The sequence below is a fragment of the Tsukamurella ocularis genome (genome assembly GCF_965138335.1).
Classification (GTDB): Bacteria; Actinomycetota; Actinomycetes; order Mycobacteriales; family Mycobacteriaceae; genus Tsukamurella; species Tsukamurella ocularis_A.
In genome coordinates, this window is the sequence record NZ_CBCSDV010000018.1 from 53,052 (window position 1) to 65,573 (window position 12,522).

Genomic DNA, 12,522 nt, shown 5'->3' on the forward strand with positions numbered 1-12,522 from the left:
GCAGCGCCCACCCGGCCTTCAAACCACGGTCACGACGACCCCTGGCGACCTCGACCACGCCGGGCGCGATCGCCGTCAGTCCGACGTCGCGGTCGGTCAGCGCGAGAGCAGGCCCCAGTCCTCGAGGCCCTCGTACAGCGGGACCTCGAGCGCCAGCGCGGAGACGCGGGCGCGCAGCGCGGCGGTGTCGGCGGCCTTGCCCTGCGCGAGGGCGGTGCCGATGATGTCGGCGACCTCGGTGAACTCCTTCTCGCCGAAGCCGCGGCTGGCCAGGGCGGCGGTGCCGATCCGCAGGCCCGAGGTGACCATCGGCGGGCGCGGGTCGAAGGGCACGGCGTTGCGGTTGACGGTGATGCCGACCTCGTGGAGGAGGTCCTCGGCCTGCTGGCCGTCGAGGTCGCTGTTGCGCAGGTCGACGAGCACGAGGTGCACGTCGGTGCCGCCGGTGAGCACGGTGACGCCGGCGTCGGCCACGTCCTTGCCGTTCAGGCGCTCGGCGAGGATCTTGGCACCGTCGAGCGTGCGCTGCTGCTTCTCACGGAACTCCTCCGTGCCCGCGACCTTGAGCGCGACGGCCTTGGCCGCGATCACGTGCATGAGCGGGCCGCCCTGCTGGCCGGGGAAGACCGCGGAGTTGAGCTTCTTGGCCCACTCCTGCTTCGCCAGGATGATGCCGGAGCGGGGGCCGCCGAGGGTCTTGTGCACGGTGCTCGACACCACGTCGGCGTGCGGGACGGGGCTCGGGTGCAGGCCCGCGGCGACGAGGCCCGCGAAGTGGGCCATATCGACCCAGAGGTGGGCGCCCACCTCGTCGGCGATGGAGCGGAAGGCGGCGAAGTCGAGCTGGCGCGGGTACGCGGACCAGCCGGCGACGATCACCTTGGGCTTGGTGTCGAGGGCGATCTTGCGCACCTCGTCCATGTCGACCTGGTGGTCCTCCTTGGAGACGCCGTAGAAGACGTTCTCGTAGAGCTTGCCCGAGAAGTTCAGGCGCATGCCGTGCGTGAGGTGGCCGCCGTGCGCCAGGTCGAGGCCCATGAGGGTCTCGCCCGGCTCCATGAGGGCCTGCAGCACGGCCGCGTTGGCCTGCGCGCCGGAATGCGGCTGGACGTTCGCGAAGTCGGCGCCGAAGAGCTCCTTGGCCCGGTTGCGGGCGAGGTCCTCCACCACGTCGACGTACTCGCAGCCGCCGTAGTAGCGGCGGCCGGGGTAACCCTCGGCGTACTTGTTGGTGAGCACGGACCCCTGCGCCTGCAGCACGGCGCGCGGCACGAAGTTCTCCGAGGCGATCATCTCCAGCGTGTCGCGCTGCCGCGCGAGCTCGCCGTTCATGGCGGCCGCGACCTCGGGATCGAGTTCGGCCAGGGACGCGGAGTTCACGCTGGAATCGCTCATGCGCTCATCCTAAGCCGCGAGCTCCCGCCGCAGCGCAGACGGGGTGAGGGGCTCGTCGAGCAGCCTTCCGAAGCGGTCCAGCCGCGCGGGCCCGCGATCGGCGCGATCGAGCCACGTGCCGAGCAGCGCGTAGCCCTCGACGTAGGTGGAGATGTAGGCCCGCCACAGCGGCGAGCCGACGAACCGCAGCGACTGCCGTGCGCTGCGCTCGGCCATGAGGCCCCAGCGCTGCAGGTAGGCGGCCACCTCGTCCTCGCTCGCGTGCCGGTCGTGCAGGAGCAGCGCGGCGTCCTGCCGTACGTGCAGCAGGCCCGACGAGGCCGCCGCGATCCGCTCGGCGAGCTCACCGTCGAAGGACAGGCCGAGATCGGCGTAGATCTCCTGCGCCCAGCGGCCCCAGCCCGGGCCGATCGCGGCACCGAGCGCGTGGTCGGCCAGCCCCTCCGCCATCAGGCACTGCGGGGTGTTGACCAGGAAGATGGTCTGTTCCGGCTGGTTCTCCCCCGCCACGAGCAGCTGCTCCTTGCGGCAGTGCTCGGTGTGGTGGCCTGGGTAGGCCTCGTGCGCGATGAGGTGCGGCAGCCCCGAGAGGTACTGCGGCAGGTCGCCGTTCACCGCGACGCGCGAGGTGTAGTCGCCGAGGTAGTAGTTGAAGCCGGACCAGGGCTTGTCGTGCTCGATCTCGAACCGCACGGTCTCCGCGTCGGGCAGGGGGTACCGCGCGCGCACGACGTCGCGCAGGGCCCCGGCGAGCGCGTCGACGACCTCGGGGACCCGCTCGGCGGGCACCAGGAAACGGTCGCGCTGGGCCTGCATGCGGGGCTGCAGCGGGCCCGCTCCGGGCAGCAGCTCGTCGAGCTCGGCGTGCGCCGCCTCGTAGTCGGCGGTCTCGCCCATGGCGATGTCCACGTCGAAGTAGGCCTTCACCTCGTCGACGAAGCCGATCGGCGCACCGTCGAACTTCCGGGCGGAGCACTCGAGCGCCGCGACGTGCCCGGCCAGGAACTCCCGCCGCTGCGGCGTCAGCGCGGCGTCGGCCTCGACGTCCCGCAGCAGGGCCCGCGCGTCGGCGGCGAGCCGGGCCGGTTCGGGCGCGTCCTCCGCCTCCACCGCCCGACGGTGCGCCGGGTCGCCGAAGTAGGCATCCACGAATCCGGGTTCGATGCGGTCGAACCGCAGGCCGAGCCGCAGGTAACGGTCGGTGACGCTCAGCTCCTCCATGCGTGCCAGACTAGAGGGCATGTCTGACGCGGGGTGCCTCGTCCGGTGAGCGAACCGAGCCCGTACATCGAGCTCGACCGCGCTCAGTGGCGCGAGCTCCGGCAGTCGACGCCGCTGTCGCTGACCGAGGCGGATCTGTCCGACCTCCGGGGCCTCGGCGAGCAGATCGACCTGGCCGAGGTCGCCGAGGTCTACCTCCCGGTCTCCCGCCTCATCCACCTGCAGGTGGCCGCCCGGCAGCGGCTCTACGCCGCGACCGCCACGTTCCTCGGCGAGCAGCGGCACAACGCGCAGGTCCCCTTCGTGATCGGCGTCGCGGGCTCGGTGGCGGTCGGCAAGTCGACCACGGCCCGCGTCCTGCAGGCGCTGCTCGCCCGGTGGGACTCGCATCCCCGGGTCGACCTGGTGACCACCGACGGCTTCCTGCATCCGACCGCGGAACTGGAGCGGCGGGGCATCATGCACCGCAAGGGCTTCCCCGAGTCGTACGACCGCCGGTCGCTGCTGCGCTTCGTCACCACGGTGAAGTCGGGCGCCGAGGACGCGACCGCGCCGATGTACTCGCACCAGCTCTACGACATCGTGCCCGGCGAGTTCATCCACGTCCGCCGGCCCGACATCCTCATCGTCGAGGGGCTCAACGTGCTGCAGACCGGGCCGCGCCTCATGGTCTCCGACCTCTTCGACTTCTCCGTCTACGTGGACGCGCGGATCGAGGACATCGAGCGCTGGTACGTCGACCGGTTCCTCTCGATGCGGACCACGTCCTTCGCCGATCCTGCTTCGCACTTCCACCACTACGCCGGGCTCTCCGACGTCGAGGCGCGCGACCGCGCCGAGGGCATCTGGGCGGGCATCAACCGCCCCAACCTGGTGCAGAACATCCTGCCCACCCGCCCGCGCGCGACGCTGGTGCTGCGCAAGGACTCCGATCACTCCATCAACCGGGTGCGCCTGCGCAAGCTCTGACGGACCGGGCCCGGCCGCGCACCGTCGGGCCTAGGATCGGATGCCATGACCCGGCCCGGAGCAACGCTGCCCGAACTCCTCCTGCAGGCGGGCGCGCACACGGACGTCGACGATGCCGACGCCCACGTCTACCGGGCCGCGCTGCGCGTTCTCAGCCGGGAGGGCACCCGCCGCACGACGGTGGAGAAGATCGCCGCCGACGCGGGGATGAGCCGGATGACGCTGTTCCGCAGGCTCGGCTCCAAGGACGACATCCTGGCGGCCGCACTGGCGTGGAGCCTGGGCCGGTTGTTCACGCAGACGGCCGAGGTGGTCGCGACGACGCCCGACATCCCCACGCGGATCCAGGAGGTCTTCGTGCTGTGCTGTCGTGCGGGCCGCGGGCTGCTGCCGTCCGATCCGCGGGAGCGGGCGGAGTTGTTCGCCGACGAGCGCCTCGACACGGTGCGGCACGGCATCGGATTCATCCGCGGCATGATCGTGCGGGAGCAGGAGGCGGGGACGATGCCGGGCGATGCGGCCGACGTCCGCGCCGACGCTCTCGTCCGGCTCACCACGGCGTGCTTCGTCGTCTCCCCCGCCCCGTTCGATCTCGAGGACGACGACGCCGCGCGCGCCTACGCGCGCACCGCGCTCGTCCCCCTGGTGCAGTGATACCGGTGCAGTGAGCCCGGTCGCCCGGCTCAGCCGAACGGGCACCGCGCGGCGGGCGCCTGCGCGAGCTGGGCGGGCGTGCGCTCGCGCCGGAAGGCCGTGAAATCGGGCAGGTCGCGACGCTGCATGGCGCGCAGCGCGCGGGCCCGGCCGCGGGCGTGGTACGCGAGCGGCGTGTAGCCCACGCGCTCCGGGATCACCTTGTACGCCTGCCGGATCGCGGCGGTCGCCGCGCGGTAGCCCATCTCCTCGCGCCGGTTCCAGCCCACGCCCAGGATCTCGCGCACCTCGGGCCGCAGCACCCCGACGGTGAGCAGGTAGACGGCCCGGTTGACCGTCATCCCCGCGGGCCTGAGCAGCGGCTCGACGGCGCGCAGGAAGGGGCCCGCCTCGGGCGGCAGCGGCGGATTGCCGTGCGCGAAGTCCTCGAGGAAGCGCACCGCACCCGGGTGCGCGATCAGCTTCGGCAGCATGCCGTCGACGTACCGCTCGAACGCGGCGGGCTCCCACGGGATCCGCCCGTCGGGCACCTGGACGATATCGGCGATCTTCTTCGACTCCACAAACAGCTCGTCGACCTCCGCCGCGGTGAGGCGTCGCCCCAGCGAGCGCGGCAGCGAGTCGAGCCCGGTCAGAACACCGGTGCCGATCACCCAGGCGTAGGCCTCGGGGTCCAGGGCACTGATGTGCCTGCCCTCCGCGTTGCGCATCTGGAGCGGCTGGTGCTGGGCGCGCAGCCGATAGCCCTCCTCGATCGCCGCGTCCTCGCCGAAGTACCAGCGCTGCACGGAGTCCATCGACCGGATCGCCCGCCCCACCGGGTCGGTGTACGCCACGCTGAACTCCCCGACGATGTCGCCGATCACGGGATGCATCAGCTGCATCACGAACGCGGCGCCGTTGATGGGCAGGAACGCCCATTGCCCGGCCGCGGTGGCGCCGAGCCCCAGCGGGTCGATGAACCGCGATGCGGGCCCGTAGCGTTCCGGCGCCGCCGTCGATGCGCGCTCTGCGAGTTCCGTCATTCGAACCTCCCTGTTACGACTATTGATGAAATCGTATCAGGCTGTGGTGCGCGTCACCAGGGTTCAGTGATAGGAATGTCGCCGGCGCCGCTCACTCGGCCACTCGCTCTGCCGGTCGGCGCAGGTCAGACGAGGGGCAGATGCGAGCTACGCGCCGAAACGACGGTGCCGCGCGGCGTAATCGCGCAGCGCGCGCAGGAAGTCGACCCGGCGGAACTCGGGCCAATAGGCCTCCGTGAACCAGATCTCGCTGTACGCGCTCTGCCACAGCAGGAAGCCGGAGAGCCGCTGCTCCCCCGACGTGCGGATCACGAGGTCGGGGTCGGGCTGCCCCTTGGTGTACAGGTGCTGGTCGATCCCCTCGACGGTGACCGCGTCCACCAGCTCCTGCCCCGACATCCCGTCGGCGAGCTCACTGCGCAGCAGGGACTGCACGGCGTCGACGATCTCCTTGCGGCCCCCGTACCCGACCGCCACGTTGACGTGCGTGCCCGTGCGGCCCGTGGTGCCCTCGGCGGCGGCGGTGAGCCGGCGCGCGGCGTCCGGCGGGAGCAGGTCCATCGCGCCGACGATCTTCACCGACCAGTTCTTGTCCGGCCCGGAGATCTCCTCCACCACGTCGGTGATGATCTCCAGCAGCGCCGCGAGCTCGTCGGGATCGCGCTGCAGGTTCTCCGTGGACAGCAGGTAGATCGTCGCGAGCTCGATCCCCGCCTCGTCGCACCACTCGAGCATCTCGGCGATCTTCTTCGCGCCCATGCGATAGCCGTGACTGACGTCGCTGAACCCGGCGGCCCGGGCCCAGCGTCGATTGCCGTCGCAGAGCACCGCCACGTGCCGCGGACGCTGCGCGCCGTCGCGGTACGCGTTGGTGAGCTCGCCCACCAGCCTGCGCTCGTAGAGCGCGTAGGCCGGCGAGAAGAGCTTGCGGGCCGGCCCGGTGGGCAGCGACACGGGCAGTTTGGGGGCACTCACCACGGTGGCAACACTACGCCGCGCGAGCTGTGCCCCCGCTGAGGTTCAGCCGTGCGCTGCGTAGATCGCGGCGGCGAGCTCCGCTCGCAGGGCCTGGAACTCGGGCGTACCGGTCACCGACGGGTCGCGCACCGTGTCCGGTCCGTCCCCCGGCAGCTCCACCTTCCGGTCGATCACCACGCGTCCGGGGCGGGCGCTCATCACCAGCACGCGCGTGCTCAGGAAGACGGCCTCCTCCACGGAGTGCGTGATGAAGACGATGGTCTTGCCGGCCTCCCGCCAGAGCTTGAGCAGGTCCACCTGCAGCCGCTCGCGGGTCAGGGCGTCGAGCGCGCCGTAGGGCTCGTCCATGAGCACGATCGCGGGATCGTTGACGAGCACGCGGGCGATCTGCGCGCGCTGCTGCATGCCGCCCGACAGCTCGTAGGGCCGCTTGTCGCCGAAGTCGCCGAGACCCACGAGGTCGAGCAGCTTCTGCGCCTGCTCCCGTCGCTCGGCCTTGCCCACCCCGCTCACCTTGGGCCCGAACTCGACGTTGCCGCGCACCGTCAGCCACGGGTACAGGGTGGGGGCCTGGAAGACCACGCCCCGGTCGGCCGACGGTGCCGTCACCCGCGCGCCGCCCACCTCGACGACGCCCTCCGTGGGTTCCTCGAAGCCGGCGATGAGCCGCAGCAGCGTCGTCTTGCCGCAGCCCGACGGCCCGACGATGGAGACGAACTCGCCCGGCTCGATCGTCAGGTCCGTCGGCTGCAGCGCGACGGTCTGCCCGCTCGCGGTGTCGTAGGTCTTGCCGAGCCCCGTCAGCTCGACGCGTTCCGTGCCGGTCACTTCGTACCCCCCTGTGCGGCCGCGGCGTAGACGCCCTCGGTGTAGTGCTGCGCCGGGGCCACGCCCTGCACCTGCCCCTGCTGGAGCAGGAACTCGGCGGTCCGGCGGATGTCGGCGCCGAGTTGGCCGCCGAGGTGATCGGGGCCGGCCTGGGTCTTCGCGTCGAAGTACGCGTAGCCCTTGACCTGTGTGAGTACCTGTTCGACGGGGACGCCGAGCTGGCCGGCGATGTGCTCGGCGGCCTTGGTCGGATCGGTGTTCAGCAGGTTCGCGGCCCAGCCCTGCGCGGCGGTCCAGACCTTGAGGAAGGCGGGGTTGTCGCGCACGAAGTCGCTGCGCGCGCCCTCGAGGTCGTAGGTGGGCGCGCCCTGCTCGGCGACCTGCGCGCTGTCGGTCAGCACGGTCCCCTTGAGCTGGCTCAGGGTGGGCTCCCAGATGTAGGTGGCGTCGATCTGTCCGCCGTTCCACGCACCGCGGATGGCGTCGGGCGCCAGGTTGATGACCTGCGCATCGGTGACGCCGGCCTTCTCCAGAGCGGTCAGGAGGCTGTAGTGGGCGGTGGACGCGAAGGGCACCGCGATCCGCTTGCCCTTGAGGTCGGCGACGCCTCTGATGCCGTCGCCGCGCGCGACCAGCGACTCCGCGGCCCCGATCCGGTCCTGGATCCAGATGACCTTCATGTCGATGTTCAGCGGCGCGCTGAGCGCCTTCGCGGCGGGCGCGCTGCCGAGCAGGCCCACGTCGAGGCTGTTGGCGCCGAAGGCCTGGATCACGTCGCCGCCGGAGGCGAACTTGCTCCACACGACGTTGACGTTGGGCAGGCAGGTCCGGAGCAGGCCGGTGTCCTTGACCACGAGGTCGCCGTTCGGGATCTCCTGCCAGCCGATCCGGACGGTGCCGCGCACCGTCGGGTCCGGGTCGACGGGGCACGCCGTGGTCCCGCCGATGGAGCGGGACTGCTCCGCGCGGCCGGATTCGACGATGCAGCCGGTCAGGGTCAGGCCGACGGTGCCGACGACGAGCGCCGTGCGCGCGAGGCGCTGGAGGCGGTTCATGCCTTCCCCTTCCACGGGACGGCCAGCAGGCCGATCCACTTGATGAGCGAGTCCAGCAGGAGCGCGGTGACGCCGATGACGATGATGCAGGCGATGGTCAGCGGGGTGTTGAGCTGCTGGCCGGCGAGGTACGCGAGGCCGCCGACGCCGGGGATGCCGTTGTTGAGCTCCGCCGCGACGACGGTGGTCCAGGCGAAGCCGACGGCGATGCGGATGCCGTTGATCACCTCGGGCAGGGTGGCCGGGACGATGACGCCGCGGATGGTCTGCAGCCGGTTGGCACCGAGCGCGCGGGCCGCGTTGATCTGGTCCTGGCTCACCCCCTGCACGCCGTTGACGGTGGAGATCGCGATGGCCGGGAAGGCGGCGAGGAACAGGAGCCAGATCTTCGACGTGTCGCCGATGCCGAACCACACGATGAGCAGGCCGATGTAGCCCAGCGGCGGCAGCGCGCGCAGGAAGTTCAGGTAGGGCTCGATGATCGTGTTGATCGTCGCCGAGGTGCCCATGGCGAAGCCGAGGAGCGGGCCGATGATGATCGCGGCGCCGACGCCCGCGAAGATCCGCTGCAGGCTGGCGACCAGGTGCTCCCAGAGGAAGTAGTTCTGCTCGCCGAGCACCTCCCGCGGCACGCCCGGCGCCACCTGGTGCCAGGTGCTCGCGCGCACCGCGGCGTCCCAGACGGCCTTCGGCGTGGGCAGGAAGGTCTCGTCGATCAGCCGCAGCCCGCTCACCAGCCACCAGACGGCGACGAAGGCGAGCAGCGCGATGATGCGGACGAGCCACGACCTGACCGCCTGCGGCAGCGGTTCGATGACGGCGTTCTTCACCCTCAGTAGCGGGGGCTCTCCGGCCATGAATTCCTCTCCGGCGCCCTAATGGGCACACGAACAGGAAACTCTGTCAGGCCGCGTCCCGCAGCGTAAGCGTTCCGATCGCGGTGATCGTTACGTGCGGCGGTGCACGTTGCGCGCGGCCACCTGATCCCTCGGCATGATCTGGATCGAGTCGATGTTCACGTGCGGCGGGCGGGTGACGGTCCAGGTCACGGCGTCGGCGATGTCATCGGCGGTGAGGTTGTCGACGCCCTCGTAGATCTTGTCGGCGGCGGCCCGGTCACCCCCGAGGCGCACCACGGAGAACTCGGTCTCCACCAGGCCGGGATCGATCTCGATGACGCGGATTGGCTCGCCCTTGAGCTCGAGACGCAGGACGCGCGTCACCGCTCGGGCCCCGAACTTGGCGGCGTTGTAGCCCGCGCCGGTCTCGTAGGCCTCGAGCGCGGCGACGGACCCGATCGTGACGACGCTCGCGGCCGGCGAGTTCCGCAGCTTCGGGAGCAGCGCCTGGGTCACGCGCAGGATCGACAGCACGTTGATGTCGTACATGCGCGACCAGTCGGCCTCGTCCGCCGTCTCGATGCGGTCCACGCCGAGCGCGCCGCCGGCGTTGTTCACCAGCACGTCGACCTTGTCGATGGCGTCGGTGAAGGCCTTCACCGAGTCCACGTCGGAGACGTCGAGCGGCAGCGCGGTGACGATCCGCTCGGGGTGCTGGGCCTCGAGGTCGGCCTTGAGGTCCTCCAGCCGGTCGACGCGGCGGGCCCCGATCACCACGTCGAATCCCGCGCGCACCAGGTGCCGCGCCGTGGCGGCCCCGATCCCGCTGCTCGCTCCGGTGACGACGGCGACTTCAGCCATGACTGCTCCTGTTCGGGGACGTGGGAGGAAGGACCCTCACCGTATCGTCGCCGCCGGGCAGCCGTCGGGCTGAGGGCGGGCCGAGGGCGAACGATCCGACCGATTCCCGCCAGCCCCAGCGCCTCGGCCGAGATGGGATCGATGGATGCGCACGATCCCGTTGCAGTTCGCCGGCCTGGCCGTGGCCTGGGGCTCGAGCTTCCTGTTCATCAAGGAAGGCCTCGCCGGGCTGTCTCCCGCCCAGGTCACCGCCGCCCGCATGACGATCGGCGCGCTCACGCTCGCGGTGGTCGCGATCGTCGTGCGCGCACCGCTCATCCGGCGACCGCGGGTCGTCGCGCACATCGCAGTCGTGGCGATCACGCTGTGCGTCGTCCCCTTCACCCTCTTCGCCTGGGCGGAACAGCGGATCGACTCCGGCCTCGCGAGCATCCTCAACGCCACGACCCCGCTGATGACGGTTCTGGTGACCTGCGTCGCCCTGCGTTCGGAGCGGCCGACTCGCAACCAGGCACTGGGGCTCGTCGTGGGCTTCGCCGGGGTACTGGTGGTGCTGGCGCCGTGGGCGTCGGGCGGGTCCGGCACCGTGGCCGGGCAGCTGGCCTGTCTCGCAGCCACCGCGAGCTACGGGGTCGCGTTCGTGTACCTGCGCCGGTTCGTGACCCCGCTCGCGCTCCGCGCACCGTCGGTCGCGCTGTATCAGGTGGGCATCGGCGCGGCGACCATCGACGCCTGGGTGCTCGTCACCGACCCGCCCCTCGCTGCGGGCGGGCCGCGGGTGATGCTGGCGATGCTGGGACTCGGCGCCTTCGGGACGGGGCTGGCGTACCTGTGGAACACGAACATCGTCGCGGCCTGGGGAGCGGCCGCGGCGGCGTCCGTGACCTACCTGACGCCCGTCGTGGGTGTCGCCCTCGGCGTCGCGGTGCTCGGTGAGCGGCCCGCGTGGAACCAGCCGCTGGGCGGGCTGGTCGTGCTCACGGGAATCGTCCTCAGCCGCCGGGCCGCGGATCCAGCCGCACGTCCACGCGGTGATGTTCCAGGTCGTGCAGGGCGTAGACGGCGAACGACTCGATCGTGAACGCGGAGCCGTTGGAGCGCAGGCCCGTCTGCGCCCAGTCGCCCGCCCCCACGCCGCGATAGGCCGCGGCGAAGGCTGCGGCCTCGCGGGCCAGCTCGGCGGCGACGGTCCCCGGGTCCTGCTCGTCGTAGGCGTCCTCGACGGCCGTGACGTCCTGGTCCCAGTTCGCGAAGGCCGCGCCGTCCTGCGCCAGCATCAGCTCGAGGCGCTCGCGCATGATGCGGTGCACGTCGCGGACGTGGCAGCCGTACTCGAGCACCGACCAGGTCCGCTCATCGAGCCTGATGCTCGCATCGGTCCTCGCCAGCGCCGCGTCCCAGCCGGCGGCCGACCGCGCGATGCGATCGGCGACGTCCTCGCGGCGGACCGTCGACGGGTCGAATCCGCAGGCCGGGCAGGCCCGCTCGATGACCCACGTCCAGTCCTTGGTGTCCGGTGTGATCGCCACGCCCACGAATCTACTGCGGCTCACGATGTCGGGTTCTGCGGAGGTACAGGTGCGCCTGCGCACGCGTACCGCAGAAGAACGCGACATCGTGAACCGATCCACTCAGCGCAGCGCGGCCGCCAGGTCGTGCAGCACCGAGTCGGTGGTGCCGAAGTCCATGCACTTGTCGGTGACGGACTGGCCGTAGACCAGCGGGCCGGGGCCGGGCTGCTGCGCGCCCGCGACGAGGAAGGACTCGAGCATGACCCCGGAGATCCCCTTCTCGCCCGCCGCGAGGCGGCCGGCGATCTCCCGCGCGACCTCGGCCTGCCGGACGTGGTCCTTGCCCGAGTTGGCGTGCGAGCAGTCCACCATCACCGAGGGTGCCAGCCCGGCCTTCTCGAGCGCACCCACGGACTCGGAGACCGTGGCGGCGTCGAAGTTCGGCCCGCCGCGGCCGCCGCGCAGGATGATGTGGCAGTTGTCGTTGCCGACGGTCTCCACCACGGCGGCCGCGCCGTCGTCGTCGGTGCCGAAGAAGACGTGACGCGAGCCCGCGGAGACGGCGCCGTCGATCGCGACCTGCAGGTTCCCGTCGGTGGCGTTCTTGAAGCCGATCGGCATCGACAGCCCCGAGGCGAGCTGGCGGTGCACCTGCGACTCGGTGGTGCGGGCGCCGATCGCGCCCCAGGCGACGGTGTCGGCGATGTACTGCGGGCTCGTCGGCTCGAGGAACTCGCAGCCCACGGGCAGACCGATCTCCAGGATGTCGAGGAGCAGCTGGCGCGCGGTGCGCAGGCCGCGGGGCACGTCGTAGCTCTCGTCCATGCCGGGGTCGTTGATGAGGCCCTTCCACCCGACGGTGGTGCGCGGCTTCTCGAAGTACACGCGCATCACGACGAGGAGCTCGTCGGCCAGCTCGTCGGCGATCGGCTTGAGCCGCCGGGCGTAGTCGAGCGCGGCCTCGGGGTCGTGCACGGAGCAGGGCCCCACCACGACGAGGAGTCGCTGGTCACGGCCCGCGATGACGTCGGCGACCGCGGCGCGGTCGGCCTCGACCTGGGCGGCCAGACGGGGTGCGAGCGGCAGCTCGTCGCGCAGCTGCGCGGGCGAGGGGATCGCGTGGAACGCCCGCACGCGCCGGTTCGAGGTGGACGCCGGGGTGTCGAGTTCGATGGTCATCTCTATC

Annotated in this window: 13 protein-coding genes; 3 read left to right on the forward strand and 10 right to left on the reverse strand. The window is 71.4% G+C overall.

Annotated elements, in window-relative coordinates:
- Nucleotides 1-96: 96 nt before the first annotated feature.
- Nucleotides 97-1,395, reverse strand: a complete 1,299-nt coding sequence (gene glyA / locus ACNAYW_RS16490) for a serine hydroxymethyltransferase (RefSeq protein WP_415850745.1) — start codon at nucleotides 1,393-1,395, stop codon at nucleotides 97-99.
- 9 nt (nucleotides 1,396-1,404) lie between these two features.
- The gene (locus tag ACNAYW_RS16495) at nucleotides 1,405-2,616 is read right to left on the reverse strand and encodes a DUF885 domain-containing protein (RefSeq protein ID WP_415850746.1); all 1,212 of its coding nucleotides are present in this window, start codon (nucleotides 2,614-2,616) and stop codon (nucleotides 1,405-1,407) included.
- A 33-nt stretch (nucleotides 2,617-2,649) separates the two neighbouring features.
- Between ACNAYW_RS16495 and coaA the strand changes: the two genes are divergently transcribed.
- Together coaA and ACNAYW_RS16505 are read left to right on the forward strand one after the other, a co-directional pair.
- Nucleotides 2,650-3,585, forward strand: a complete 936-nt coding sequence (gene coaA, locus ACNAYW_RS16500) for a type I pantothenate kinase (protein ID WP_415850747.1) — start codon at nucleotides 2,650-2,652, stop codon at nucleotides 3,583-3,585.
- Between the two features lie 45 nt (nucleotides 3,586-3,630).
- Nucleotides 3,631-4,239 carry a TetR/AcrR family transcriptional regulator gene (locus ACNAYW_RS16505; protein WP_415850748.1) on the forward strand — a complete coding sequence of 203 codons (609 nt, stop codon included), beginning with the start codon at nucleotides 3,631-3,633 and terminating at the stop codon, nucleotides 4,237-4,239.
- 29 nt (nucleotides 4,240-4,268) lie between these two features.
- On the opposite strand, the gene ACNAYW_RS16510 is transcribed toward ACNAYW_RS16505, so the two are convergent.
- The 6 genes from ACNAYW_RS16510 to ACNAYW_RS16535 all read right to left on the reverse strand — a co-directional run bounded on the left by ACNAYW_RS16510 (nucleotide 4,269) and on the right by ACNAYW_RS16535 (nucleotide 9,825).
- Nucleotides 4,269-5,264: an oxygenase MpaB family protein gene (locus ACNAYW_RS16510; protein WP_415850749.1), complete on the reverse strand. Its 996-nt coding sequence runs from the start codon at nucleotides 5,262-5,264 to the stop codon at nucleotides 4,269-4,271.
- A gap of 147 nt (nucleotides 5,265-5,411) precedes the next feature.
- Nucleotides 5,412-6,212: an isoprenyl transferase gene (locus ACNAYW_RS16515; protein ID WP_415850802.1), complete on the reverse strand. Its 801-nt coding sequence runs from the start codon at nucleotides 6,210-6,212 to the stop codon at nucleotides 5,412-5,414.
- 72 nt (nucleotides 6,213-6,284) lie between these two features.
- Nucleotides 6,285-7,070 carry an ABC transporter ATP-binding protein gene (locus tag ACNAYW_RS16520; RefSeq protein WP_415850750.1) on the reverse strand — a complete coding sequence of 262 codons (786 nt, stop codon included), beginning with the start codon at nucleotides 7,068-7,070 and terminating at the stop codon, nucleotides 6,285-6,287.
- Nucleotides 7,067-8,125: a taurine ABC transporter substrate-binding protein gene (locus ACNAYW_RS16525; RefSeq protein WP_415850751.1), complete on the reverse strand. Its 1,059-nt coding sequence runs from the start codon at nucleotides 8,123-8,125 to the stop codon at nucleotides 7,067-7,069. The genes ACNAYW_RS16520 and ACNAYW_RS16525 overlap by 4 nt, the downstream gene beginning before the upstream one ends.
- Entirely contained in the window at nucleotides 8,122-8,982 is an 861-nt protein-coding gene (locus ACNAYW_RS16530) for an ABC transporter permease (RefSeq protein ID WP_415850752.1), read from the reverse strand. The genes ACNAYW_RS16525 and ACNAYW_RS16530 overlap by 4 nt, the downstream gene beginning before the upstream one ends.
- A 90-nt stretch (nucleotides 8,983-9,072) precedes the next feature.
- Entirely contained in the window at nucleotides 9,073-9,825 is a 753-nt protein-coding gene (locus ACNAYW_RS16535; RefSeq protein ID WP_415850753.1) for an SDR family NAD(P)-dependent oxidoreductase, read from the reverse strand.
- Nucleotides 9,826-9,970: 145 nt separating this feature from the next.
- Here ACNAYW_RS16535 and ACNAYW_RS16540 point away from each other — a divergent pair, with 145 nt between their 5' ends.
- Nucleotides 9,971-10,906, forward strand: a complete 936-nt coding sequence (locus tag ACNAYW_RS16540) for a DMT family transporter (RefSeq protein ID WP_415850754.1) — start codon at nucleotides 9,971-9,973, stop codon at nucleotides 10,904-10,906.
- On the opposite strand, the gene ACNAYW_RS16545 is transcribed toward ACNAYW_RS16540, so the two are convergent.
- Both ACNAYW_RS16545 and ACNAYW_RS16550 read right to left on the reverse strand, forming a co-directional pair.
- Nucleotides 10,818-11,354, reverse strand: a complete 537-nt coding sequence (locus ACNAYW_RS16545; protein ID WP_415850755.1) for a DinB family protein — start codon at nucleotides 11,352-11,354, stop codon at nucleotides 10,818-10,820. The two genes, ACNAYW_RS16540 and ACNAYW_RS16545, sit on opposite strands and share 89 nt — an antisense overlap.
- A 102-nt stretch (nucleotides 11,355-11,456) precedes the next feature.
- A complete protein-coding gene (locus ACNAYW_RS16550; RefSeq protein ID WP_415850756.1) occupies nucleotides 11,457-12,515 on the reverse strand; it encodes a 3-deoxy-7-phosphoheptulonate synthase in 1,059 nt (352 codons plus the stop codon).
- Nucleotides 12,516-12,522: the final 7 nt, after the last annotated feature.